Source organism: Variovorax boronicumulans, assembly GCF_040544675.1.
GTDB lineage: Bacteria > Pseudomonadota > Gammaproteobacteria > Burkholderiales > Burkholderiaceae_C > Variovorax > Variovorax boronicumulans_D.
In genome coordinates, this window is sequence record NZ_JBEPKK010000001.1 from 443,342 (window position 1) to 468,307 (window position 24,966).

At 68.9% G+C, this 24,966-nt stretch carries 18 protein-coding genes; 12 read left to right on the forward strand and 6 right to left on the reverse strand.

Features of this window, described 5'->3' with window-relative positions:
- Positions 1-67 precede the first annotated feature (67 nt).
- Genes ABIC90_RS02045 through ABIC90_RS02055 form a run of 3 tightly spaced genes read left to right on the forward strand, consistent with a single transcriptional unit; the run spans position 68 to position 1,473 of the window.
- Positions 68-364, forward strand: coding sequence for a proteophosphoglycan ppg4 (locus ABIC90_RS02045; RefSeq protein WP_354352359.1), 297 nt, complete (start codon positions 68-70; stop codon positions 362-364).
- Between the two features lie 37 nt (positions 365-401).
- Positions 402-1,034 carry a L,D-transpeptidase gene (locus tag ABIC90_RS02050; RefSeq protein ID WP_354352360.1) on the forward strand — a complete coding sequence of 211 codons (633 nt, stop codon included), beginning with the start codon at positions 402-404 and terminating at the stop codon, positions 1,032-1,034.
- Between the two features lie 55 nt (positions 1,035-1,089).
- Positions 1,090-1,473 carry a response regulator gene (locus ABIC90_RS02055; protein WP_354352361.1) on the forward strand — a complete coding sequence of 128 codons (384 nt, stop codon included), beginning with the start codon at positions 1,090-1,092 and terminating at the stop codon, positions 1,471-1,473.
- Between the two features lie 40 nt (positions 1,474-1,513).
- Here the strand turns inward: ABIC90_RS02055 and ABIC90_RS02060 are convergent, their stop codons facing one another.
- From ABIC90_RS02060 to ABIC90_RS02085, 6 genes are all read right to left on the reverse strand, one after another.
- Positions 1,514-2,407 (reverse strand): amidohydrolase family protein, encoded by an 894-nt coding sequence (locus tag ABIC90_RS02060; protein ID WP_436318160.1) that lies wholly within the window; start codon positions 2,405-2,407, stop codon positions 1,514-1,516.
- Positions 2,408-2,412: 5 nt separating this feature from the next.
- Positions 2,413-4,113, reverse strand: coding sequence for an alpha/beta fold hydrolase (locus ABIC90_RS02065; protein WP_354352362.1), 1,701 nt, complete (start codon positions 4,111-4,113; stop codon positions 2,413-2,415).
- A gap of 140 nt (positions 4,114-4,253) precedes the next feature.
- Entirely contained in the window at positions 4,254-4,772 is a 519-nt protein-coding gene (locus ABIC90_RS02070; protein WP_354352363.1) for a spore coat protein U domain-containing protein, read from the reverse strand.
- Positions 4,769-7,174: a fimbria/pilus outer membrane usher protein gene (locus ABIC90_RS02075; RefSeq protein ID WP_354352364.1), complete on the reverse strand. Its 2,406-nt coding sequence runs from the start codon at positions 7,172-7,174 to the stop codon at positions 4,769-4,771. The genes ABIC90_RS02070 and ABIC90_RS02075 overlap by 4 nt, the downstream gene beginning before the upstream one ends.
- Entirely contained in the window at positions 7,110-7,871 is a 762-nt protein-coding gene (locus tag ABIC90_RS02080; RefSeq protein ID WP_354352365.1) for a fimbrial biogenesis chaperone, read from the reverse strand. The genes ABIC90_RS02075 and ABIC90_RS02080 overlap by 65 nt, the downstream gene beginning before the upstream one ends.
- 17 nt (positions 7,872-7,888) lie before the next feature.
- Positions 7,889-8,422, reverse strand: a complete 534-nt coding sequence (locus ABIC90_RS02085; RefSeq protein WP_354352366.1) for a Csu type fimbrial protein — start codon at positions 8,420-8,422, stop codon at positions 7,889-7,891.
- Positions 8,423-9,354: 932 nt separating this feature from the next.
- On the opposite strand from ABIC90_RS02085, the gene ABIC90_RS02090 reads away from it, so the two are divergent.
- From ABIC90_RS02090 to ABIC90_RS02130, 9 genes are all read left to right on the forward strand, one after another.
- Complete coding sequence (locus ABIC90_RS02090; RefSeq protein WP_354352367.1) at positions 9,355-10,947, forward strand: MFS transporter; 1,593 nt, start codon at positions 9,355-9,357, stop codon at positions 10,945-10,947.
- A gap of 48 nt (positions 10,948-10,995) precedes the next feature.
- Positions 10,996-11,196 (forward strand): hypothetical protein, encoded by a 201-nt coding sequence (locus ABIC90_RS02095; RefSeq protein WP_354352368.1) that lies wholly within the window; start codon positions 10,996-10,998, stop codon positions 11,194-11,196.
- A gap of 46 nt (positions 11,197-11,242) precedes the next feature.
- A complete protein-coding gene (aroC, locus tag ABIC90_RS02100) occupies positions 11,243-12,355 on the forward strand; it encodes a chorismate synthase (protein WP_354352369.1) in 1,113 nt (370 codons plus the stop codon).
- A gap of 38 nt (positions 12,356-12,393) precedes the next feature.
- Entirely contained in the window at positions 12,394-13,548 is a 1,155-nt protein-coding gene (locus tag ABIC90_RS02105) for an MFS transporter (RefSeq protein ID WP_354352370.1), read from the forward strand.
- Between the two features lie 114 nt (positions 13,549-13,662).
- Entirely contained in the window at positions 13,663-15,867 is a 2,205-nt protein-coding gene (locus ABIC90_RS02110; protein ID WP_354352371.1) for a LamG-like jellyroll fold domain-containing protein, read from the forward strand.
- 294 nt (positions 15,868-16,161) lie between these two features.
- Positions 16,162-19,215, forward strand: a complete 3,054-nt coding sequence (locus tag ABIC90_RS02115; protein ID WP_354352372.1) for a type VI secretion system Vgr family protein — start codon at positions 16,162-16,164, stop codon at positions 19,213-19,215.
- Between the two features lie 73 nt (positions 19,216-19,288).
- A complete protein-coding gene (locus ABIC90_RS02120; protein ID WP_354352373.1) occupies positions 19,289-23,998 on the forward strand; it encodes an RHS repeat-associated core domain-containing protein in 4,710 nt (1,569 codons plus the stop codon).
- The gene (locus tag ABIC90_RS02125) at positions 23,995-24,474 is read left to right on the forward strand and encodes a tetratricopeptide repeat protein (RefSeq protein ID WP_354352374.1); all 480 of its coding nucleotides are present in this window, start codon (positions 23,995-23,997) and stop codon (positions 24,472-24,474) included. Before ABIC90_RS02120 ends, ABIC90_RS02125 begins: the two co-directional genes overlap by 4 nt.
- Positions 24,471-24,965 (forward strand): pentapeptide repeat-containing protein, encoded by a 495-nt coding sequence (locus ABIC90_RS02130; protein WP_354352375.1) that lies wholly within the window; start codon positions 24,471-24,473, stop codon positions 24,963-24,965. Before ABIC90_RS02125 ends, ABIC90_RS02130 begins: the two co-directional genes overlap by 4 nt.
- The last annotated feature ends 1 nt before the right edge of the window (position 24,966 follow it).

Genomic DNA, 24,966 nt, shown 5'->3' on the forward strand with positions numbered 1-24,966 from the left:
CGACGGCTGAGCCACTAGCTTGGGTTCAGTCGGGCAATCGCCCGGCACAACCTCAGGAGACATCACCATGAACCGCACTTCCCGCTTGATCGCAACCCTCAGCTTCGCTCTTGGCACTGCCGGTGCCGCATTCGCGCAGGGCACGCCGCCCACCACCGCACCTGCGAACCCTGCCACCGCCGCAGGCCAGCAGAACCCCGTGGGCGGCCCGATGGGCACCACCGGCACGACGCCGCAGGCCGCTCCGATGGCACCTGCTCCCGCACCGATGGCTCCGATGACGCAGAGCCCTTCCAGCAGCGGCAGTTCGACGATGGCCAGCGAGCCGGCCCCGATGCGTCAGGCCCGTGCCGACCGCAACTGATGCCAGCGGCCGCCATCGGATTGCAAGGGATGAATCGATGCGCGCGCTGACACGACGCGCAGGTGCCGCGGGCCCGCGGCTCGCCGCGCTTGCGTCATGCCTGCTCGCCGGGGCTTGCGCCACGGCCATGGCTGCCGAGCCCGATGCGCAACGGCTGGCCGATGCGGCTGTCGCTGCGGCCGACAACCGGGGCGAGGCCTTCGCCGTGGTCGACAAGAAAAAGGCGCGCGTCTACGTCTTCGATGCACAAGGCAGGCTCCAGGGCGATTCGCCCGTGCTGCTGGGCCTTGCACGCGGCGACGATTCGGTGCCCGGCATCGGCGAACGAAAGATGTCCGACATCAAGCCCGGCGAGCGCACCACGCCCGCGGGCCGCTTTGCGAGCGAGCCGGGACGCAACCTGCAGGGGGAAGACATCGTGTGGGTCGATTACGACGCCGCTGTCTCCATGCACCGCGTCCGCGCCAACAACAAGGCCGAGCGGCGCCTGCAGCGCCTGGCTTCGCCGAGCGTGGCCGACAACCGCATTTCCTATGGCTGCATCAACGTGCCGGCCAGCTTCTACGACACCCACATCCGGCCCGTGCTGGGCCAGCGCAAGGGTGTGGTCTATGTGCTGCCCGAAAGCGCGCCGATGCAGTCGCGCTTCAGCTTCAGCGGGCTGGAATAGCCGCCAGCGTCTCGAAAAATCAACGTTCTGTTCGCCGCGCCAGGAGCCCATCCCCATGCCGCTTGCCGTGTTCCTCGTCGAAGACGAGCCGACGATCCAGGACAGCCTGAAGGTCGTGCTCGAAGGTTATCTGCGCGCTGAAATCATCGGTACCGCGCCGTCGGAGGCCGAAGCGTCGGCTTGGCTCGCCGAGAACCCCGAGGCTTGGGACATTCTGGTGGTTGACCTGCTGCTCAGGCAGGGCTCCGGCCTGGGGGTGCTCGCTGCCGTGGCCGCGGCCGGCCGAAAGGGACGCAAGGGCTGCATGGTGGTGGCGCTGACGAACGCGGCATCCGCCGATAACCGCGCGCAGTGCCTGAGCCTGGGCGCGGATGCGGTCTTCGACAAGACCGAAGAGATCGACGAGTTCCTGGCTTTCTGCGCCGAAGGCGTGTCGTGAACCTGACGCAGGACCGCGCCCGCTCGCGAGGGCGCGAGTTCTACCGCACGCCGAACAGTCCGGCTGCGTTGCCCCACGCGACCCGTTGCGCCACCGCCGGCGGCAAGTCGGCGAGCCAGCCACGGTAGCCTTTCATGATGTCGTCGTAGGAGCTCCAGCGCTGGTTGATCCAGGTGTCCGAGCCCACGACGAAGCGGTCGGGAAACGCCAGGATCAGCTCGCGCCACGGCGCGCACAGCTTGCCGCCGTCGCAGGTGAGGCCGGGGCGGTAAGACAGCTCACCCATCAATCGCGGATAGCGCTCCAGCATCTGCCGAACACGCGCCACCGGTGTGCCGCCGATGCCGGTGTGCGCCCAGATGAGCCGCAGCTCGCGGCCTTGGGTCGGCGAGTGCGCCATCAACAGGTCGACGGCGTCGTCGTCCACATGCGCGAGCACCGCCAGCTGCCGCTGCTCGGCCAGCACCATGAGCTTTTTCGCGACCGGGCCGTTGGCGTTGGCGCTTTCGTAGAGGTGGAACTCGCCGATGCCGCGGTACGGGCCGCTCGCGGTGCCGCGCGCCAGTTCGGTCAGCACCATCTCGTGGATGGTCTCGTCGCGGAACCAGTTGGTGTAGTCGGCGCGGTTGCGGTAGAGGCGCACGAAGGGCACCACGGTGACGCCGGCTTCGCTGGTCTCGCGCGAGGCGGCCAGCGTGCGCGTGCCCTCGTTGGGCCGCGAGTTGCCGACGATGGCGCGCACGCCGTTGCGCTGCATGCGCGCCAGCGCCTCGGCCGGCGGAAAGGGACCGTTCGAGCCGTTCCACGCTTCCTCGTTGTAGTGCAGATGGGCGTCGAAGATGGGGCCGGTGTAGTCGGCCGCGTGAACCTGAACGTGAAAGGCGGCGGCGATGGCGGCCAGCGCCATGCCGCAGGCGAGGAGGGCGGTGCGCATCGTCATCATTGTTCCGTTGCTTTTTCCATGGTCCTTGGCCTGGACGAGGGCTCCCACGAATCCGGCGTGGTCGCCACCAGTCCCTTGAAGTCTTTCCACATCCGCTCCCGCGGCAAGCCCGGCACCGTGCGCCCGCCGACCACCACGGTTTTGGCGTAGGCCACCATGCGCTCGCGCAGGTAGCGACGGTCCGATTCAGGCCAAGTCTCTATCGAATGCGGTCCGCGCGCCAGCACGATTTCCTTCACGCCGCGGATGCGGTTGTAGGCGGCCACGGTGCCTTCGAGCGATTCGGCGCGGTCCCACAGGCCCTTGCCGAAGAAGGCGGCGGGCCAGCGGTGCATGCCCGCGAGGGTCTCGGAGGTGGGATAGAAAAGAATGTGGTGGTCCGCCGCCATGCCGCCCAGGAACAGGTTGCGGTCGGCCAGGTCGGGCGCGTCGCCCACGTAGCCCGCGCCGCTCGCGAACGACGACAGCAGGATCGCGCCGCGAATGTTGCGCAGGCCGCGTGGCGCCGCGCAGGTCACCTCGGGCAGGTCGAAGGTGCAGGAGGCGACGTAGTTGCTGGTCATGGCCCACGCGGTCGACATCGAGCCGCGGGAGTAACCGCCCAGCACCAGCGGGATCTCGTTGGCCTTCATGCCCGCCAGCAGCCGGCCGGCGGCCGCGTTGCCTTCGAGCACGTCGCCCGAGGGCGTCAGCATGCGCAGGCCCCGGCCGTTTTCCAGCTGGCCGAGCACGCGGAACACGTCCTCGCCCTGCTCCAGCGTGTTGGTGTCGCTGAAGCCACCCGAGAGCCCTTCGCCGCGCCGGTCGTAGGCGAGCACGTCGAAGCCCGCCTGGTTCAGCGCATGCAGGTTTTCGCGCCACCAGCGCTGGCCCATGGTCTCGGTGGTGGCGTTGGGAAATTTCAGCGATTCGGTCTTGCCGGTCTTCGCGTCGGTGCGCAAGGTCACTTCGTCCGGATGCTGGATGGCCGTGAGCTGCCCGCCGCCGCCCGGCGCCATGAGCGCGAGCGCGCGCACCTTGCCGCCCTTGCCGTCGTCCACGCCCGTGCCTTCGAGGTACCAGCCGCGCAGCTTGATCGGCGCGGTCTTCTTCAGGTCGATGCGCTCGAAGGCATCGGGCGGCACGGTGAACTCCACCGTGTAGGTCCGGCCCTCGGCCTCGGCGATGCCTTCGCGGTACGGTGCCTTGGCAAAGAACGCGGGCCGCCGGATCTTGCGCAGGTCGACCTGGCCTTCGGGGTCGATGCGGCCCGACGGGTCGACCGTGCCCGTCGAGCGCGTGGCGCGCGCCTTGTTGGGCGGCAGCCAGCGCTGGATCTGTGCGTTGACGCGCTGAAAACATGCGGCCTCGGCCTTGCAGTCGCGCCAGCGGGCCTTGAGCTTGTCGGCGGTGAATTCGCTGATGTGATAGTCGCCGCCGGCGTAGCTTTCAGGCGGCTGGTTGGCCGTGAGCAGCAGCGGCACGCAGACGGTCGGCCCCTTGGCATTGCCCGTGGTGCCCTGCGCCCGGGGCAGCAGGTAGCCGGGCAGCATCGCGTTGCGGTCGGCGCCCACCCACGCGGTGCAATCGGTGGCCGGCGGCTTGCTGGCGGTGGCCTGTCGCTGCGCTTCGCTGGTGGCGGTGCAGGCAGTGAACGTGATGCAGGCGGCGAGGGTGCAGAGCGCGGCGCTGATCCGCGTGAGGCGGTTCCTCAGCATGCGGTCGATTCCTTGGAGGTCATGGAGAGAGCGGAGCCTGGGCTGATTCGGTCGGCCATTGTCGGCACTGGCCATGACGATGTGGCGGGGCCGAAGGCGCTTCGTCGTGCGGGAGGGCTCCTACCGGACGCCCTCGATCTTCAATAGATGACGGTGACGGTGATGGTGTTGCCGTAGCTGCCCGGTGCCACGTACTGGCCCGCCGGAATGCGGCCGTACACGGTGTAGTTGCGCGTGGTCGAGTTGCCGCCCAGGGAGGCCAGCGCGCTGTAGCTGTCGGTGACCGTGCCGTTGCCCCACACCGTGGCGTATGCATTGCTGGTGTACAGGTTGTAGGCCAGCGGCGTAGTCGACGGGCCGTTGAGCTGCCGGTTGGCGATGCTGCCGCCGGTGCCCGCGTTGAGGCCGATCGAATACGACAGCGTGACCAGAACCCCCAGGCCAGTGACCGTGCCGACCACCCTGACGGTCGTGGTGTTGCTCGTGGGCGTGGCGTTGCCAGGGTTGTAGTTGCCGAAGGCCAGCGGCGCCAGCACGCTGACCGTGGCGCTGCAGCTGAAGATGCCCAGGCCGGTGCAGGCGGCCCGGGCGTCGTGCGCGGCCAGGCAACTGCCCAGCCCGAGCAGGACCGCGAGTGCAGTGCGGGTCATGCGCGTCATGGCGGCACCGGCTCGCATCGGTAGGGCCCGAGGGCGGGCAGGGCGCGGCTGCGGTCGATGTCGCCCAGCGTGAAGCGGCAGCGGCCCTGGGTCCATCGCGCCTCGAAGCGCTCGCGCGGCTGCGGGTCGTCGATGGCCAGCAGCCCGCCGAAGCCCGACACCAGCGAGGTGCCGCGCGCCGGCCTGAGCACGTCGATGCCCGCGGGCAGCGGGCTGCCGTCGGGCAACCGCACCGTGGCCGTCGCCAGCAGGCTGCGCGAGATGTCGAAGCTCGCCGCGGCCACGCCCTTCTGGCGCGGAACCACGCGCAGTGCGTCGCTGCGCACCTGCGCCTCGATGGGCAGGTCGCCGTTGTCGATGCTGATGTGGTTGACCTCGTAGGCGCGCAGCCCCGAGACGATGGCGCGCCCCTGGCTGTCGGTGGTGGTCCAGGGGTGGTTCTCGCGGTAGACCTTCACGCCCGCGCCGCCCGGTACCGTGACCAGCGCGAAGGCGTCGTCCGACTGCCGGGTGGCAAAGCCCATGCCGCCCGCATAGCCCACCGAGCCGCTGGCGCGCAGGCGCAGCGCGGTCTGGCCCTGCGCTCGCGCCGCCTCGGCGGAAACCTGCCCGTAGCGGCCCCGGAAATCCGCGCCGGCCTCGGAGCGCGCGTTGTCGCCGTCGGCGGCCCGCAGCCGCCAGCCCCAGCCCGCGTCGCCGGGCGGCTGCTGGCTGATTTCGGCCACCGCCGAATGGCCGCCGGGTTTTTGCTGCTGCAGCGAAAGCGAGGCGTTGCGGCCCTCGCCCAGCGCGAAGCTCAAGGTGACGCCCACCGAGTTCGCCGGCCGCCTGCCGTCCTGCCGGGTGTGGGCCAGGTAGGTGCCCAGCCAGGCGCCGCTGCCCACGCCGATGGACCAGCTGGCCGTGGTCACGCCCACGCGCTCGCCGGTGTTGTAGTGCAGCAGCGTGTGGCTCGCGCCCAGCGTGCCGTAGCGGCCCAGCGAGCGGCCGGCGAAAAGTTGTGTCTGCGCGTTGGCGTGCACGGGGCTGTCTTGCCAGGCGATCTGCGTGAAGCCGCGGCTGGCCACCTGCCGGCTCGCCGAGAAATTCCAGACACTGCTGTTGCGGGTGTACGAGGCGCGCCAGAGGTGGCCGCTGTTGTCTTGATGGGTGATGTAGGGATGGACGTTGCCCCGCCCCCGGCTGGCGGCGCCATGCAGCGAGAACTCGCCCACCGTGCCCCATACCCAGGTGAGCCCGGCGCCTGCCGTCTGGCTGCGCGCGCCGGCTTCGCCGTGCAGTTCCATGGTCACGCTGTCGTTCAGGCCGCGCCGCCAGTTGCCGGCCACGAAGGGCGGGCCGTAGTCGAAGCTGCGCTCGCCGTAGCGCAGGCGCGTCCAGCCCGCTTCCACCGAGTAGTCGGACAGCCCCGCGCGCAGCAGGTTCGAGCTCACGTAGTAGGGCGTGACCACCGTGCGCTGCACGCCCAGGGCATCGGTGACCGCAAAGCGCATCTCGCCCGCGCCGGTGAGCACCGGCACGTCGCTGATCGCGAACGGCCCCGAATCGACGCGCCGCTGGTAGCGCAGCGTGTCGTTCACGTACACCTCCACCGCCGACGGCACGGCCGCACCGCCGCGCAGCGTGGGCATGGGGTAGCCGATGTAGCCCGGCTGCAGGCCGAAGCGCGTGCCGAACTGCACGCCGCCGAAGCGAAACGGCGCGGACCACGCCGCCGCCTGCGAAACCGTGTCGCCCACGGTCAGCCGCGTGAGGCGGTCCGGGTCGTCGCGGCGAAAGTAGCTGTCCAGCCGCGTCGTGCCGCGCCCGCCGAGCACCGGGGAGCGGCCGGCCACGAAGCTGGTGCCCGCGAGGCCCCAATCGGCCGACGCAGCCGCATCGAAGTAACCGGAGGCGCGCGTGCCGTCGCGGTCGTGCTGCAGCGCCAGGTCGTAGTTGAGGAAAGCACCGAAAGCCGAAGCCGACAGCGGCGCGCGATCGCCGGTTTGCACATAGGCGGCACCCGGCGTGAAGGCCTCGGCCGGCAGTGTGAGCGCCAGGCTCTGCGTGCTCTCGTCGATTTGCAGCTGCGCGCCGGGCAGCGCGCGCAGGTCGTAGTAGTTCGTCTGGTCGCGCCGCAGCACCGGTGCGGCCGGCCGCACCAGCCGCCACGACGCGAAATCGGGTTCGGCCGCCAGCAGTTGCGCGCCTCGGCGCAGCAGCGGCCGCGGCGCGTGCTGCACCTGTCCGTTGATGCGCACATCCAATATCGCGGGCTGCGCGTCTTCGGCATCCATGGCGGGCTCGGTCTGCGCGCACGCAACGCGCAGCCACAGCCAGCCGCAGCAGGCCCAGGCGCTAGCGCGCAGCGGCAGCCGCACGGGGCACGCGCACATCGGCGTTGAACGGCGTCTCGGCGGCATCGGTGGCGGCCTCGATCTGCAGGCGGGTGTCCGGCGGCAGGGCGGGCAGATCGAGCGGGATGCCCGCCGACTGCCCGGCCAGCACGTAGACCGACAGGTCCTTGCGCAGCAGTTCCGCGCCGCCGTCGCGCCGCAGCACGGCCCGCGTGACCTGGATGTGTTCGCTGCCCTGGTTGTCCAGCACCAGCCGGAGCCTGCCCGCGTCGGACTGCAGGCGCCATTGCAGCGACTGCCCTGCTGCCTGCTGCGCCTTGTGCGGCGGCACGAACACCGGGATGCCGATGCGCAGCAGCGTCTGCAGCCGCGGCCCTTCGGCGCCGGCTTGCGGCAGTGCCTGGTCGCGCGGCAGTTGCCGCAGGAACACGCGGTAGCTGCGCTCCCTGGCGTCGGCAGGCACCTGCAGCCCCAGCCGCACGATCTGCCGGCCGCCGGGCGGCAGCTTGAAGATGGCGGGGTTGACCAGCACCTCGCGCGTGGGCGCGTACACATCGCGCCCGTCCTCCTGCGACCACGCCACCACTTCGGCCTGCACGGCGACCTCGGCCTCGTCGGTGTTGCCCATGGTCAGCGAGGCCACCGGGCGCTCGGGCGTGAGCACGATGCGCAGCGGCGCCACGCTCAGGCTGGCGGCCTGCACGCCGACGGCTGCCAGCAGCGGGGCCAGCAGCACGGGCCACAGCGCAAGGGCGCGCCTCATCGCACGGCTTTCCGCGCTCAATAGGTCAGCGTGAGCGTGATGGTGTCGGCGTAGTCGGTCGCTGCGGCGGCGGTGTACTGGTTGATGGGAATCTGCCCGTAGACGGTCAGCGGCTGCAGCACGCCGTTGCCGGTGTAGCCGGTGCCCGAGACGCTGTTGTCCCAGTTGGTGCTGTACGTCGATTCCTTGTAGAGGCCGTAGAGCAGCGTGTTGTTGCCTGCTGGCGCGGTGGGGCTGGTCATCGCGCGGTTGTCGACCGTGGCGCCGGCGCTGGCGCCCGCGCTCAGGCCGATCGAATAGGGCGTGCCGAAGGTGCAGGTCACGTTGAAGGTGGTGGTGCCCGCGAGCGGCGTCGCGGATGCCGGGTCGTAGGTGCCGAAGGCCAGCGTGGGCGGCGTCGACAGCAGGCAGGCGTTGAGCACCGTGGCTGTCACTTGGAAGGTGGTGGTGACGGTGACCGCGTTCGCGGCTGGTGCCAATGCGAGCAGCACACTCGCGGGCCATGCGAGGCGGGCGATTTTGCGAAAGAGGGGGGCGAGCGTGTGGCGCATGGGGTGGTCCTTTCGTCTGGGACGACATCGGCAATGGATCGTGAGATCTCGGGACACAGCGCTGTTTGTCTTGTGCTTGCCATGCTTGAACGTTGTTCTAACCAATCCGATGTCGGTGTGGTGCGGATTTCGGGCATCGATACGAAATGAACCCGGATCGTTTTTATGTCGCCACAGTACCTTGGCACTCGTTCTGCTGGGACGAATAACTAGGCACTACGAATTGGGGTTGGCGGCGATGGGCGCTGTGCCCTTGGGCGGCCGACGTCACCGGCCCTTCGGGCTTCCCTGCGCTGCTCGCGACGGGCGGGGTCTCGCAGAACTCGCCTTCGGCTCAAACAGCTGCGAGCCCTGATCCGCCCGTCGCTGCGCTGCTCGGCGGTGCCTCAACGGCCGCCCAAGAGCACAGCACCCATCGCCGCCGTCAGCGCGGTTGTCGATCACCCCACTTTGGAGCCCGCTTTCGGTCTTCCTCCCTCTCCCTCTGGGAGAGCGCAGGGGTGAGGGCATCGGCCTCAACGCCACAGCAAGCGCCCGGCCTGCGGTACAGCCCCAACAGCCCCTCTGGGCCGCCGAGGAGCACAGCGTTTCGCGGATCAGGGCTCGCAGCTGTCTGAGCCGAAGGCGAGTTCTGCGAGACCCCGCGAGACGCGAGCACCGCAGGGAAGCCGCAAAGCGGCCGGCACAGTGGGGCTGTTGGGGCTGTACCGCAGGCCGGGCGCCCGCACCACTGCCCAAGGAACCAAACCCCCTTGACGCCCCAGAAAGCCCCTTCCCATACTCGACCGCATGCTTCACCCATCTCACCACGGAGCGGCAACAGCCGATCAGGCAACTCTTCTGACACCGATCGCGCCGAACCTCGCCTGTTTCAGTAACGCCGAAGTGCGGCTCGAGAAGGGCTGCAGTGCCGAGCCCGAAAGGCGAACGCCATGAGCCTTGCGCGCCCTGCATCCCCGCCCGCCCGTGCCACGGTCCGCGAATGGACCGGCCTGGCCGTCATCGCGCTGCCGTGCATGCTCTATTCGATGGACCTCACGGTGCTGAACCTGGCGATCCCGTCGATCACCGAAGACCTCAAGCCCACGGCCTCGCAGCTGCTCTGGATCGTCGACATCTACGGCTTCTTCGTGGCGGGCCTGCTGGTCACCATGGGAACGCTGGGCGATCGCATCGGGCGGCGGCGACTGCTCTTGATCGGCGCGCTCGCTTTCGGCGTTGCCTCGGTGCTTGCGGCCCTGTCCACCAGCGCGAACATGCTGATCGCCACGCGCGCGCTGCTGGGCGTGGCGGGCGCCACGCTCGCGCCGTCGACGCTCTCGCTCATCCGCAACATGTTTCTGGACCCGGCGGAGCGTACCGTGGCCATCGGCGTCTGGATTTCCAGCTACTCGGCGGGCGCCGTTCTCGGGCCAGTGCTGGGCGGGGTGCTGCTGCAGTTCTTTCCGTGGGGCTCGGTGTTTCTCATCGGTGTGCCGGTGATGGTGCTGCTGCTGGTGCTCGGTCCCTTCCTCTTGCCCGAATACCGCGACCCCGATGCGGGACGGCTCGACCTGGCCAGCGCGGCGCTGTCGCTGGGCGCCGTGCTGGCCGCCATCTACGGCATCAAGCAGATCGCCGAACACGGGCCGGATGCGGTGCCGGCGCTGTCGATCGCGTTGGGCGCGTTGGGCGCGGCGCTCGGCTGGATCTTTGCCAGAAGGCAGGGGCGGCTCGCCAATCCGATGATCGACCTGGCGCTCTTTCGCCTGCCGGCCTTTGCCGTGTCGCTCGCGGCCTACATGCTGGCCTGCTTCGTGATGTTCGGCCTCTTTCTCTACAACGCGCAGTACCTGCAACTGGTGCTGGGCCTGTCGCCGCTGCATGCGGGGCTGTGGAGCGTGCCGGGCGCGGGGGCTTTCATCGTCGGCTCGATGGTGGTGTCGGCGCTGGTGCGGCGGATGCGGCCGGCCTATGTCATGGGCGGCGGGCTGGCGGTGGCGGCGCTGGGTTTCGCGATGCTGGTCGTGCTGCCCGAGTCCTCCGCACAAGGCGGGCTGGCGTGGCTGGTTGCGAGCGCGGTCATCTCGTCGCTCGGCCTCGCGCCCGTGTTCACGCTGGCCACCGACCTGGTGGTGGGCAGCGCGCCGCCGGAGCGGGCCGGCGTGGCCTCGGCCATTTCGGAAACCAGTTCGGAATTCGGCGGTGCCTTGGGCATCGCCATCCTGGGCAGCATCGGCGCGGCCATCTATCGCAGCACGATGGCCGATGCAGTGCCTGCGGGCCTGGCCGGTGCGGCCGAGGTGGAGGCGGCACGCAGCACCCTCGGCGGAGCATTGGCGCTGGCGGGCCAGATCGGCGGCAGCGCAGGCGCCGAACTGCTCGATGCCGGCCGCGCCGCATTGCTGCACGGCCTGCGCCTCGTCGCCGGCATCTGCGCCGCCGTGCTGCTGATCGTGGCGGGGCTGGTGGCCTTCAGGCTGCGGGGTGCGGGCCAGGCAAATGCCCCCGCGGCACCGGGTGCCGCCGCATTGCCCGAGCGCTGACGAACACCCATACTGCAGCTTCCACGACGACGATCACCGGAGCCTTTCATGAGCAACGAACTGCGCAAGAAGCTGCACGACCTGGCGGAGCTGGCCGAGCACACCACCGACCCGCAGACCAAGGCCATCGTCGAGGCGATCCGCCTGCAGACGGCGGTGCTGAACGAGCGGCTTTTTTCCATCGAGCTGCAGCTGGGCACGCTCTCCAAGCGCCTGGAGAACAACAACACCGAAAACACGGCCGGTTAAGACCCCGGTCGAGGGCCCGCCGCGGCGTAGGGAGATAATCCCCGCCATGAGCGGCAACACATTCGGAACACTCTTCGCGGTCACCAATTTCGGCGAATCGCACGGCCCGGCCATCGGCTGCGTCATCGACGGCTGCCCGCCGGGCATGGCGCTCAGCGAGGCCGACATCCAGGGCGACCTGGACCGCCGGCGCCCCGGCACCAGCCGCCACGTCACCCAGCGCAACGAACCCGACGCGGTGCAGATCCTGTCCGGTGTCTATGAAGGCAAGACCACCGGCACCCCGATTGCGCTGCTGATCCAGAACACCGACCAGCGCAGCAAGGACTACGGGCAGATCGCCCAGCAGTTCCGCCCCGGCCACGCCGACTTCACCTACTGGAAGAAATACGGCATCCGCGATCCGCGCGGCGGCGGGCGCTCTTCGGCACGGCTCACCGCGCCCATGGTCGCGGCCGGCGCGGTCGCCAAGAAGTGGCTGGCCGAAAAACACGGCATGGTCTTCCGCGGCTGCATGACGCAGATCGGCGAGATCGCCATTCCGTTCGAGAGCTGGGAGCACGTGCCCCACAACCCCTTCTTCGCCCCCGTCGCCGACGTGAGCGAACTGGAGGCCTACATGGACCGCCTGCGCAAGGCCGGCGATTCCTGCGGCGCGCGCATCCGCGTCACCGCGACGAACGTGCCCATTGGCCTCGGCGAGCCGCTGTTCGACAAGCTCGATGCCGAAATCGCCTACGCGATGATGGGCATCAACGCGGTGAAAGCGGTCGAAATCGGCGCCGGCTGGGACAGCGTCACGCAGCGCGGCACCACGCACGGCGACTCGATCACGCCGACCGGCTTCGTCACCAACAACGCGGGCGGCATCCTGGGCGGCATCAGCTCGGGGCAAGACCTGGAGGTGAGCATCGCGATCAAGCCCACCAGCTCGATCATCAGCCCGCGCCAGTCCATCGACATCCACAACAACCCCGTCGAGGTCGTCACCAAGGGCCGCCACGACCCCTGCGTGGGTATCCGCGCGACCCCCATCGCCGAAGCCATGCTCGCGCTGGTGGTGATGGAACATGTGCTGCGCGACCGCGCGCAATGCGGTGACGTGCAGTCGCAGGCCGACAAGATCGAAGCCGCGTCTCCGCAGGCGTCCTTCCTCTAGTGTCATCGCAGCCACCGGTGGCCGCAGGACGCGGCCACATGCTGGCATTCGCTGGTCTGTCGGCCAGCTATTTCGCGCACATCGGTTTCTTCAATCCCTACCTGCCGCTGTGGCTCAAGGACCTGGGGCTGCCTATCTTCACCATCAGCCTGCTGGCCTCGGTGCAGTCGATCACGCGGGTCTTCGCGCCCTATGCCTGGGGCGCGCTCAGCGACCACACCGGGCACCGCGTGATGCTGCTGCGTTTCAGCGCGGCCGTGGCGCTCGCGAGCTCCTTCGGGCTCTGGTGGAACGGCGGCGCCTGGTGGCTCGCGCTGGTGCTGCTGGTGATGTTCACCCACACCAGCTCGATGATGTCGCTGACGGAAGCGGCCATGGCGCAACTGGTGGCCGGCGACTGGGGCCGCTACGGACGCATCCGCCTGTGTGGCTCGGCCGGCTTCCTCGTCACCGTGTTCGTGGCGGGCGAGTGGTTCGAGCGCTTCGGCATGAAGCACTTTCCGGCCTGGGCCGCGGCCACGCTGGCCATCGTGCTCGTCGCCACGATGAAACTGCCCGACGTGCGCGAGCCCGTGGCCGCGCACGACGCCGTCAAGGAGCCCATCGGCCCGGTGCTGCGCGAGCCGGCGGTGCGTTGGTTCTTTGCCGCGCTGTTCTTCCAGGTGATGTCGCACTTCTCGGTGTACGCCTTCTTCTCGCTCTACCTGGATGCCATCGGCTACGGCAAGAGCACCATCGGCCTCCTGTGGGCGCTGTCGGTGGTGGCCGAGATCGTGTGGTTCTTCCTGCAGGGCCGGCTCATCGGCCTCTTGCCGATGTCGGGCTGGATGCTGGTGTGCGGCGTCGCGGCCGTGGCGCGGCTCGGGCTCACCGCGGGGCTGGGCGCATCGATGGCCGCGCTGGTGGTGGCGCAGGGCCTGCACGCGCTGAGCTTCGCGGCGCACCACACCACCTGCATCGCCGTGGTGTCGCGCCGCTTCCCCGGCCGGCTGCGCGGCCGGGGGCAGGCTCTTTTCACGGTGATCGGGTACGGCTTCGGCGGGGTGCTGGGGGTGCTGCTGGGCGGGGCGGTGGCGCAGCAGTTCGGTTATCGGACGATGTTTGCGCTGGCGGCTGTGTTGGCGGTGATGGGGACGCTGTGTGCCTGGCGGGTGGTGAGACTGGAACGCGTGGAGCGAACGGTTCGAGCCTGAGCACAACGGGCCGACCCGAGCGGGAGAAGGCAAGGCGAAGTGTCACGCGCCGTACATGCCCGTGTCACCGCTGCTTTTTACGCTGCGCGCTTCGCAACGTTCCGCCTTATTTCCATGTCCGTTTCCGACGACCCGCGCGGCGCACGCACGCCTCGCATTGCCTCACCCTCTTCATCGATTGCTGAATCGACGGCCGAATCGAACACTGCATCGAGCACGGCCGCGCGCCGGCAGGTGCTCAAGCTCGGCGCTTCGCTGTTGACTGTCGGCGGCAGCAGCGCGCTGCTGGCCGCCTGCGGTGGCGGCAACGGCGGCGGCTCGGTGCTGCCCGGTGTGCTGCCTGTTCCCGCCCCTGCAACGGCGCCGCCCGCCTCAGGACCCGCACCCGCACCCGCGCCGCAGGTCGCCGCCAAAATTTCCGCCTTTGCGCTGGCCGTGATGCCCGACACCCAGTTCTACGCGCGCTACGCCACGGCCGCCGAGAGCGACCAGTACGACAAGCGCTTCGGCAGTGCGCCCTTCGCAGCGCAGACGAAATGGATCGCCGCCAACGCCAAGGCGCTCAACATTCCCTTCACCGTCCACCTGGGCGACGTGGTCGACCAGGTCGGAAAGCCCGACCAGTGGAAGGTGGCCGATGCCGCCATGAAGGTGCTCGAAGACGCGAAGCTGCCCTACAGCGTGCTGGCCGGCAACCACGACGTGCTGAACGATGTCGACTACAGCGTCGACCCCGTCAACGGCACCGACGCCGCACGCAACCTGGCCGCCGAGCCGTACCTGCAGTGGTTCGGCACCGAGCGCGCGAAGAAGCAGGCCACATTCGGCGCGCGCGACACCAGCGGCTTTCACGAGTACCACGTGTTCGAGGCGCAAGGCCAGAAGTTCATGGTGCTGTCGTTGTCGTGGCGCGTGTCCGACGCGGGCATCGCGTGGGCGCGGCAGGTGATCGCGAAGAACCCGACCTTGCCCGTGATCCTGGTGAACCACCAGTTGCTCAACATCGACGCCGACGGCACCAGCCCGCTGGAAACCGACTACGGCAAGATGCTCTGGGAGAAGCTGATCCGCGACAACGACCAGATCTTCATGACGCTCAACGGCCACCACCACGGGGCCGCGCACCTCACCAAGACCAACGACTTCGGCCACAAGGTCGAGGAAATGGTGGTCGACTACCAGATGGCTTACCAGGGCGGCAACGGCCTCATGCGCCTGTACGAATTCGACCTGACGAACAAGAAGATCAAGGTGCTGTCGTTCTCGCCGTGGGTGCCGCAGAAGCCGGCCGCCACGCTGAACGGTTTCGACCAGGCCGTGCTCACCACGCCCAACGAGGCTTTCGTCATCGAGATGGATTTCGCGCAGCGCTTCGCGGGCTTCAACAAGGGCTTTGCCGCGGGCGAGGCCACGGTCGGGCAGTCGCTGGTCGAGCAGGCGAAGGCGCTGATCCTCGCCAATTACAAGGACCCCGAGGCCATCGTGCAGCGGCCCGCTGCCGATGCGGATGACTACCCCAAGGTCGCGAACACGCTGGCGCACTGGCGCTTCGTCGGTGGCACGGTGAACCAGCCGGTGCTGCCGGGCACCGTGATCGCCGATGTGACAGGGAGCAACCCGCTGCGTCGCGACGCCCTGAACCAGAACGGCGTGGCGGGTGCGGCCGACGGCGACGTGGTGTGGACCGACGACCGCCACCACCTCTCGGCCGCGCCGGGCTCGGTGCGCTTTCTCAACACCAACAAGAACACCCCGCGCCTGAGCTACTTTCTGACCGATGCGGCCGCGCCGATCAACGCCCAGACCCTGACCAACGGCTACACCGTCGAGGCTTTCGTCAAGATCGACAAGAGCTGGACCAGCGGCAACCACGCGTGGATGAACATCATGACGCGCGACGGCCGGCGCGGCGATCTGTCGGGCTACACGGGCGGCGACCCCGAAGCCCCGCCGATGCTGTTCGCGATTTCCAGCCTGCGCGAGGTGCAGTGGGAAGTGGTGCCGGAGCAGCCCGGCAACCGCTCGGCCAAGACCAACTGGTCGGGCGAGGTCATTGCCGACCGCTGGGTGCATATCGCGATCGTGAACGACCCGGTGTCGCACGACACCACGATGTACGTCGAAGGCGCGCCGGTGCTGCGCAACGCGGCGGCCATTCCGGGCCTGGCCACCCGCTCGGCCGACTCGCCCTGGGTGGTGGGCGGCGGCTCGTGGGACGGTGCGCGCGCCGACGGCTTCTTCGGCAACATCGGCGAGGTGCGCGTGGTGGCCGCGGCGTTGACGCCGACGCAGTGGTTGACGGCGCGCAAGGCCGGGTAGCCGCCAGAGGCGCAAGCCGGGGCGCCCGCCGCCCCGTGAACTTCAGCCTGCGCAGCCCACGCGTCAGGCCCGACTTCAGCTCAATGCGTACGGCCGCGATCAGCGGCCGTTTTCTATTGGCGCGTTGATTTGCCTCTCCATGTTTTTGCATTGCCTCTTACGACAATTCAACAATTAAAATAATTGTTAAAACGTGCACAGGGAGGTGAGCGAAGAGCTCATTTTTAAAACAATGTTCTTAATTGATCAATTGCTATTGGTTAATTTGGCTGACAAGCCCGGCGCGGTACACCGATGAACCGCCGCGTCACCATCCAGACCCCGCTGGGCGATTCGTTGCAATTTCGCAAGCTCGTGGGCCGCGAAGCCTTGAGCCAGCTGTACGCCTTCGACATCGACCTGATGGGCAACAGCAACGCGTTGGACGCCAAGGCGCTGCTGGGCAAGGCATCGACCGTGGCGGTGGAAACCGAGAGCGGCGGCGTGCGCTACCTCGCCGGCATCGCCACACGGTTCGGCCTGGAGCAGGAAGACGCGCGCCATTCCTTCTACAAGCTGCGGCTGCGGCCCTGGCTCTGGCTGGCCACGCGCCGCAGCGACTTTCGCATCTTCCAGGACAAGACCGTGCCCGAGATCCTGGCGGACGTGCTCGGCACCTATGGCTACCCCATGGAGCAGAAGCTCGGCCGCGGCGACTACCGCCGCTGGGACTATTGCGTGCAGTACCACGAGAGCGACTTCGACTTCGTCTCGCGCCTGTGCGAACTCGAAGGCATCTACTACCACTTCAGGCACGAGCAGTCGCAGCACGTGCTCGTGTTCGCCGACGACATCGCCAGCTCCCACACCCCGCTGCCCGAAGGTGAAGAGGTGCGCTACCACCCGCTGGAAAAGTCGGGCATGGGGCAGCGCGAACGCATCTACGCCTGGGAGATCGCCGAAGAGGTGCGCCCCGGCCACCACTACAACGACGACTATGACTTCCAGAAGCCCAAGGCCGAGCTGTCGCACCTGCGCCAGATGCCCCCGGGCCACGACCACGACAGCTACGAGCAGTACGAATGGCCCGGCGGCTTCGTGCAGCACGGCGACGGCGAGACCTATGCGCGCATTCGCAACGAAGAACAGCTGAGCCAGCGCAACCGCGCCACCGGCCGCGCCAACCTGCGCACGCTGGCCACCGGCCACACCCTGCGCCTGACCGGCCACCCCAAGGCCGACCAGAACCAGCAGTACCTGCTGCTGAGCGTGAGCTACCACCTGCAGGAAAACCTGCAGGCCAGCGAAGGCGCCGACGGTACGGAAGGATCGGTGCAGCGCTTCGCCTTCGAAGTGCAGCCCACCACCTACGCCTGGCGCCCGCGGCGCACCACCGACAAGCCGCGCACCCGCGGCCCGCAGACCGCGATGGTCGTGGGCCCTGCAGGCGAGGAGATCTGGACCGACCAGTACGGCCGCATCAAGGTGCAGTTCCACTGGGACCGCATCGGCCAGAACAACGAGAACTCCAGCTGCTGGGTGCGCGTGTCCACCGCGTGGGCGGGCGCCACCTTCGGCATGACCTCGGTGCCGCGCATCGGCATGGAGGTGATCGTCGACTTCCTGAACGGCGACCCCGACTACCCGATCGTCACCGGATGCGTGCACAACGCCGACACCATGCCCGCATGGCAGCTGCCCGAGCAGAAGCACCTGTCGGGCATCCGCAGCCGCGAGCTGGGCGGCGGGCGCGGCAACCATCTGGTGCTGGACGACACCCAAGGCAAGATCCAGGCGCAGCTGCGCAGCGACCACCAGGCCAGCCAGCTGAGCGTGGGCCATATCGGCCGCATCGAAGACACCGCCGGGCGCCAGGAGCCGCGCGGGCAGGGCTTCGAGCTGCGCACCGACGGGCACGGCGTGCTGCGCGCGGCCAAGGGCTTGCTGGTGAGCACCGAGGCGCGCGCCAATGCGCAGGCGCACATCACCGACATGGGCGAGACCGTGGGCCGCCTCACGCAGGCGCGCGACCTGCACGAGGGCCTGGGCGAAGTGGCGCGCGGCGCGCAGGCGCACGATGCCGGCGACCAGGACGAGGTCACGCAGGTCCTGAAGGAACAGAACGACGCGATCAAGGGCCAGGGCGGCAACCGCGAGCAGGGCGAGTTTCCCGAGTTCCAGGCCCCGCATCTCACGCTGGCCAGCGCCCGGGGCCTGCAGACCGTGGCGCAGGGCTCCACCCACGTGGTGAGCAGCGAGCACACCGCGCTCACCAGCGGCGGCCACACCAGCGTGAGCGCGGGCAAGAGCCTGCTGGTGAGCGTGCAGAGCGCCATCCGCCTGTTCGCCGCCAAGGCCGGCATGCGGCTGGTGGCGGCCAGCGCCGACATCGACATCAAGGCGCTGAAGGACAGCGTCAACGTGCTGGCCAAGCTCAACATCACGCAGACGGCCAACAGGATCACCATCCACGCGAAGGAAGAGGTGGTGATCAACGGCGGCTCCAGCTACAGCCGCTGGAGCGCCGGCGGCATCGAGCACGGCACCTCGGGCATCTGGCGCGAACACGCGGCGGTGCACAGCCTGGTCGGGCCGGCCAGCCAGGGCAAGCCCGCGCTGCCCAACCCGCCGCAGGTGCCCAAGGGCCAACTGGACCTCTATCACCAGTACATCAAGCCGACCGGCGAAAAGCACCAGGGCGTGGCGCAGGGCGACTTCAGCGTGGTCGATTCGGAAGGCGGCACGCACGCGGGCACCTTCGACCGCAACGGCTTCGCGACGGTCTCGGGCCTGCCCATCGGCACCGCCAAGGTGAGCTTCGGCAAGGACCCGCGCGATCCGTGGGAAGAGGGCAGCTACTTCGGCACGCCGAAGGACTGGAAGGAGAAGGCGCCGACGGCCGGTGGAGCGGATGCGGGTGCGGGTGCGGGTGCGGGCTTCGCAGGCGGTCTTTCAGGCCTGGCCGGCGCGGCCGGCGGCACCGCGGGTGCGCTCGCGGGCGTGGCGGGCCTGACGGGCGCCGGAGGCAAGACGGCGGGCGCGCTCGGCCAGGTCGCGCAGGCGGCCGGCATGGCGCAACAGGCCGTGGGCGCGGCGCAGGCCCTGCAGCAGGGCGGCGCCAAGGCGCTGCTCGGCCAGGCCAGCCAGGCCGCCACCGGCATGGCGATGCAGGCCGCCGGTGCGCGGCTCGGGCCGATGGGCTCGGCCGCGGCGAACGTGGCCGGCAGCGTGGTGAACGGTGGTGGGGTCGGTGGCGTCACCGGTGGCCTGGCGGGCGCCGTGCCCGCAGGCATGAAGACCGGCGCTGCCGCCACCACCGCCGCCGCCAACCCCGTGCTGCAAGGACGCACGCCGGGCTTCAGCGGCTGATCGCGCAGGCGACACCCACCACTTTTTTCGAACAACGACAACGCGCCCCGGGCGACAGCAGGACAACCAACGCATGGCGGAAGGATCGCAACAAAAGCCACCCAGAGAACCCCAGACCGCGGTCGCGCCGCTGAACACCATCGTCGGCGACGACATCGCCGCGGCGAGCAAGGCGGTCGACAACTGGCTGCGCTCGTTCAGCGGCGGCTACGTCACGCTGGAGCGGCTCACCATGGTGCTGGGCAGCATTCCCATCGTGGGCAACATCATGGCGCTGGTGGATGTGTTCCTGGACATCATCAACATCGTCGAGAAGAAGGCCAAGGACGGCATCGAGTCCTTCCTGCTCTGGGTGAGCCTGGGCATCAACCTCATCGGCCTCATTCCGCTGCCGCCCACCATGGCCGCCGCCCGCATGAGCCTGCGGCCCACGCTGCACCTTGTGAAGCAGGAGCTCAAGACGGCCGTGTCCAACCTGGGCGAAGCCATCGTGGTGGCGCTGGTGGGGCACCTGAACGCCACCATCGTGGGCGAGCTGGACAAGTTCATCGACGGCGCCATCGCCAAGCTCGACGAGATGCTGAAGAACTGCGCCAAGCTCGCCGACAGCGTGGTCGACAACCTGGTCGACGTGCTGCGCCGCGTGCTGGGCCAGAAGGACCTGTTCACCGTGGGCAAGGCGCCCACGCCAGAGAGCAAGGTGCACGACCCCAAGACGCAGAGCACCTGGAGCCGCATGTGGGGCAGCGCGGTGCGCTACACCAAGCAGTCGGCCAACTACGTGGCCAAGGCGGCGGCGAGCCAACTGCCCGCGAGCGTCGCGGCGCAGGTCAACGGCGTGATCTCGCGCCTGCTCGACTTCAAGGGCAACCTGCGACGCCAGCTCGTGCGGCTGGCCGACAAGGAGGCGCAGGCCAGCATCATGTGGCTGCTGCACAAGCTGCTTGCGGCCATCAAGCGCAAGAAGGGCCAGCGCCAGGCCATCGTGCCGCCGCGCACAGGAGCGGTGGCCGACAAGGCCCGGCCCGGCGCGCAGCTGGGCCACATCAGCAAGCAGGCGCCGGCCCGCAACGACCCCGGCTGCCGCAACCGTCCCGCGCGTGCGGCCGTGGGCGGCTCCATCAGCCTGGCCACGGGCGCCGAGAGCTTCGTGCACACCGACTTCGTGCTGGGCGCGCCGCTGCCGATCACCTGGTCGCGCGTGTACCGCAGCCAACTGGGCGCGTACGACAAGGGCGCGCTGGGTGCGCGCTGGATCACCGCGTACACCACGCGCATCGACATCGGCGCAGAGGGAGGCCTGGTCCACCACGCAGTCGACGGGCGCAGCCATGCCTATCCGGCGCTGGCGGTGGGGCAGGCGCATCGCAACGCCATCGAGGACCTCACCCTCACCCGGTTGAGCGACACGCTGATGGCGCTGGACTTCGGACGGCAGGGCGAATGGCGCGAGATCTACGAGCGCGTGGACAGCCGCCAGCCGCACTACCGGCTCGTGGCGCAGCAGGCCCCCGACGGCAAGGCCATCGGCCTGCGCTACGACCATGTGATTGCGGCAACCGGCGAGCGCGTGCTGAGCGACGTCATCAGCAAGCAGGGCGAGGTGGTCATGGCGCACGTGGGCACCTTGCCCGATGCACAGACCGGTCTCATCCAGTCGCTGTGGGAACTGAAGGACGGCCAGGTCGTGCGCCAACTTGCCGCCTACACGCACGACGCGGAGCGCGACCTCGTCGCCGCCCAGGACGAAGACGGCGCGAGCTGGAGCTACAGCTACGCACACCACCTGGTCACCCGCTACACCGACCGCACCGGCCGCGGCATGAACCTCGAATACAACGGCACCGGCCCCGACGCCAAGGCCGTGCGCGAGTGGTCCGACGACGGCAGCTTCGCGCTCACGCTCGAGTGGGACCCGAACATCCGCCTGACGTACGTGACCGATGCGCTGGGCGGCGAGACCTGGCACTACTACGACATCGAGGGCTACACCTACCGCGTCATCCATCCGGACAAGCTGCAGGAATGGTTCTTCCGCGACGACGCCAAGAACATCACCCGCCACATCCACACCGACGGCAGTACTGACGACTACACCTACGACGAAGACGGCAACCTGCAGACGCACACACGCGCCGACGGCAGCCGCCTGCACTTCGAGTACGACGCGAAGAACCGCGTCACCGGCATCCTCGATGCCGAGGGCGGCGTGTGGAAGCGCGACTACGACGCACAAGGCCACCTGACCGAAGAGATCGACCCGCTCGGCCACAAGACCGAGTACGCCTACGACAAGGCCGGCCGCCCGGTGCAGGTGACCGATGCCAAGGGCGGCACGAAGCTGCTCACCTACACCCCCGGCAACCGCCTGGCGAGCTTCACCGATTGCTCGGGCAAGACCCGCCGCTGGACCTATGACGACCGCGGCCGGCTGGTCACCGCCACCGACGCGGCGGGCCACACCACGCGCTACCGCTACACCCCCGCCGGCGAACGCGCGGTGCGGCACGGAGAGGGCAACCGCCCGGGGCAGCTCGAAGAAATCGCATCGCCCGACGGCACGCGCGAACACTTCGTGCACGACGCCGAAGGCCGCCTGCTCGCGCACACCGATGCGGCGGGCCGCTGCACGCGCTACAGCTACACCCGCGCCGGGCTGGTGGCCGGGCGCGTCGATGCGGCGGGCCATTCGCTCAAGTACCACTGGGACCTGCTCGGCCGCCTGACCGAGGTGCAGAACGAGAACGGCAGCCGCTACAGCTTTGCCTACGACCCGGTGGGCCGCGTGCTCGAAGAAACCGGCTTCGACCGCAAGACCACGCACTACCGCCGTGAAGAAGGCACCGGCCGGCTGGTCGAGGTGGCCGAAGGCGAGCGCGTCACGCAGGTGGAATACGACGCGATGGGCCGGCAGGTGATGCGCGCCGCGGGCGGGCAGGCCGAGCATTTCGCGTTCGACCGCAACGGCCGGATGATCGAAGCGACCAACCGCGATGCGCGCCTGCAGTGGTTCTACGACCCCGCCGGCAACCTCGTGCGCGAACACCAGCACGACCTGGAAAGCGGCTGCACGGCCGTCTGGCAGCACCGCCACGACGAACTCAACCAGCGCATCGCCACCATCCGCCCCGACGGCCACACCACCCAGTGGCTCACCTACGGTTCGGGCCATGTGCACGGCCTCTTGCTCGACGGCGAAGACATCCTGGGCTTCGAGCGCGACGACCTGCACCGCGAGGTGCTGCGCGAACAGCGCAACGGCCTGGCGCAGCGCCTGCGCTACGACAGCCTGGGGCGGCGGCTGGAGCAGCAGATTGCGCAGACGCGGCCCGGCGCCATCGAGGCGCTGGAACTGCGCCGCACCTACAGCTACGACAGGAGCGGCCAGCTCGTGGGCATCGGCGACAGCCGCCACGGCAACTTCAGCTACCGCTACGACCCGGTGGGCCGTCTGGTGGAGGCCCACAGCCGCTTCGGCCGCGAAACCTTCGCCTTCGATCCGGCGGGCAACATCGCCGACCCGGCGGAAGTGGAAACCACCCGGGCCACCACCTCGCGCCTGCTCGACAACCTGCTCAAGGCCTACGCCGGCATCCGCTACCGCCACGATGCGCACGGCAACCTGGTGGAGCGCACCCGCGATGGCCGCACCACCACCTTCACCTGGGACGGCTTCGGCCGCATGGCCGCCGCCACCGACGACGACGGCACCGCCACCACCTTTGCCTACGACCCGATGGGCCGGCGCATCGCCAAGCGCTCGCACGACCGCATCACCCGCTTCGGCTGGGACGGCGACACGCTGGCGTTCGAGAGCACGCAGAGCCTGGCGGGCGAGCAGCAGGGCGAAGGCCGTGGCTGGAGCGTGCACTACATCCACGAGCCCGACTCCTTCGCGCCGGTGGCGCAGGTGCGGCAGGCGCACGCCATCGTGCTGGGCCGCACCCCCGATGTGCAGGCGCTCATGGCCGACAACGGCGGCGCCTACGACATCGAGCACGACTCGCTGTGGAACGGCGAGCTGCAGCCCGCGCCGCGCGCCTTTGCCAAGGAGGAGGTCGCCTTCTACCAATGCGACCACCTGGGCACGCCGCACGAACTCACCGACCACGAGGGCCGCATCGCGTGGTCCGCGCAATACAAGGCCTGGGGCGAGGCGCGCGAAGCCATCAGCGAAGCCGGACGGCGCGCGGGCTTTGCCAACCCCATCCGCTTCCAGGGCCAGTACTTCGACGCCGAAACCGGCCTGCACTACAACCGCTACCGCTACTACGACCCCGCGAGCGGACGCTATGTGTCGCGCGATCCGCTGGGCCTGGCGGGCGGCCACAACCTGCATGTGTACGTGGGCAACAACCCGGTGCGGGGCATCGACCCGCTGGGGCTGACCGACATCAACCTCTTTCCGACGAGCGAGACCATCCGCACGTCGGCCGACAAGATTCCGCGCCCCAAGGGCACGTTCATGGTGGGCGGGCACGGCAACGAGAACCTGATGGTCGACGCTTCGCACAATCCCATCTCGCCCAAGCAGATGGCCGAGCGCATCAAGGCCCACCCCTCGTACAAGGAAGGCCAGCATGTGGTGCTGCTCTCGTGCAACACCGGCAAGGGCACGGACCCCTATGCGAAGAAGCTCGCCACCGAACTGAATGCGCCCGTCAGCGGGCCCGACAGGTTCCTGTGGATCTGGCCCGACGGCAGGAGCAAGCCGGCCGGCATGAAGCCGGACGGCACCATGGACGACGCGGACCCCGGCAAATGGCACACATTCCAACCATGAAGAAAAAACCTGCTTCGCTCCTGCCGCGGGTGCCTGCACTGCTGGCGGCCTTCGTACTTTTCAACCCTGTGATGGAGGCATTCGCCGTGGACAACCCAACCCCCCAGCCGCTCTCGAGCGCATCGAGCTTCATGCTGTCGCCCGAGCAGCGGACCGCGCTGACGGCCAAGGCCGAGGCGGGCGATGCCGAAGCCGCGTTCCGGCTGGCCAACTTCCACACCTTCACCGCGTACGACCCTGCCAAGCGCATGCACTGGCTTGCCATTGCCGCCAAGGGCGGGCACGCGGTCGCGCAGAACAACCTGGCCTACGACTACCTGCACGGCGACAACAAAGACCTGAAAGAGGCCGCGCGCTGGGCATCGGAGTCGCTCAAGAACGGCAATGCCGCGGCGGCCGATCTGCTCAAGGAGATCGAAGCCGCCCAGGCGAAGCAGGTCAAACAAGCGCCCCCCGGCGGACCGCAGCGCCCGTGAGCTCCCAGATCATCATCCTTGCGCACGACATGTGGCGCAAAGGCGCGGGCGGCGCCCCCGCCGGGCTCGTGGGGCAAGCCGACAGCTTTGCCTACGCGGGGCTTGACCTGGGCCTGGCGCAATTCGCCGCCACCACTTTCGCGGGCACCAGCTTCACCGCCACCAGCTTCAAGCAGGCGGGCTGGACCGGTTGCCAGTTCACCGGCTGCAGCTTCACGCAGTGCGACTTCGGCGGCATTTCGGTCAGCGGCTGCACCTTCGTCAACTGCAGCTTCACGCGCGCGAACTTCGACGGCGGCAGCATCAGCGCCACCACCTTCATCCAGTGCCAGTGGGACGACATCAGCTTCGCGGGCGGCCAGTGGAACGACGTGGGCGTGCTGAACTGCGGCGGCACCGTGGTGCATGCGCAGGGGCTGCAGGGACGCAGCGTCGACTTCACGGGCAGCACTTTCGAACAGCTCGAATTCCAGGGCGCGAGCATCAACTGAG

Coding starts and splice junctions, on each gene's coding strand:
- ABIC90_RS02065 (WP_354352362.1), bottom strand. CDS start 4,113: ATGCTGAGGAACCGCCTCACGCGGATCAGCGCCGCGCTCTGCACCCTC.
- ABIC90_RS02045 (WP_354352359.1), top strand. CDS start 68: ATGAACCGCACTTCCCGCTTGATCGCAACCCTCAGCTTCGCTCTTGGC.
- ABIC90_RS02050 (WP_354352360.1), top strand. CDS start 402: ATGCGCGCGCTGACACGACGCGCAGGTGCCGCGGGCCCGCGGCTCGCC.
- ABIC90_RS02085 (WP_354352366.1), bottom strand. CDS start 8,422: ATGCGCCACACGCTCGCCCCCCTCTTTCGCAAAATCGCCCGCCTCGCA.
- ABIC90_RS02110 (WP_354352371.1), top strand. CDS start 13,663: ATGTCCGTTTCCGACGACCCGCGCGGCGCACGCACGCCTCGCATTGCC.
- ABIC90_RS02070 (WP_354352363.1), bottom strand. CDS start 4,772: ATGACGCGCATGACCCGCACTGCACTCGCGGTCCTGCTCGGGCTGGGC.
- ABIC90_RS02120 (WP_354352373.1), top strand. CDS start 19,289: ATGGCGGAAGGATCGCAACAAAAGCCACCCAGAGAACCCCAGACCGCG.
- ABIC90_RS02080 (WP_354352365.1), bottom strand. CDS start 7,871: ATGAGGCGCGCCCTTGCGCTGTGGCCCGTGCTGCTGGCCCCGCTGCTG.
- ABIC90_RS02055 (WP_354352361.1), top strand. CDS start 1,090: ATGCCGCTTGCCGTGTTCCTCGTCGAAGACGAGCCGACGATCCAGGAC.
- ABIC90_RS02075 (WP_354352364.1), bottom strand. CDS start 7,174: ATGCCGCCGAGACGCCGTTCAACGCCGATGTGCGCGTGCCCCGTGCGG.
- ABIC90_RS02095 (WP_354352368.1), top strand. CDS start 10,996: ATGAGCAACGAACTGCGCAAGAAGCTGCACGACCTGGCGGAGCTGGCC.
- ABIC90_RS02115 (WP_354352372.1), top strand. CDS start 16,162: ATGAACCGCCGCGTCACCATCCAGACCCCGCTGGGCGATTCGTTGCAA.
- ABIC90_RS02105 (WP_354352370.1), top strand. CDS start 12,394: ATGCTGGCATTCGCTGGTCTGTCGGCCAGCTATTTCGCGCACATCGGT.
- ABIC90_RS02090 (WP_354352367.1), top strand. CDS start 9,355: ATGAGCCTTGCGCGCCCTGCATCCCCGCCCGCCCGTGCCACGGTCCGC.
- aroC (WP_354352369.1), top strand. CDS start 11,243: ATGAGCGGCAACACATTCGGAACACTCTTCGCGGTCACCAATTTCGGC.
- ABIC90_RS02125 (WP_354352374.1), top strand. CDS start 23,995: ATGAAGAAAAAACCTGCTTCGCTCCTGCCGCGGGTGCCTGCACTGCTG.
- ABIC90_RS02060 (WP_436318160.1), bottom strand. CDS start 2,407: ATGCGCACCGCCCTCCTCGCCTGCGGCATGGCGCTGGCCGCCATCGCC.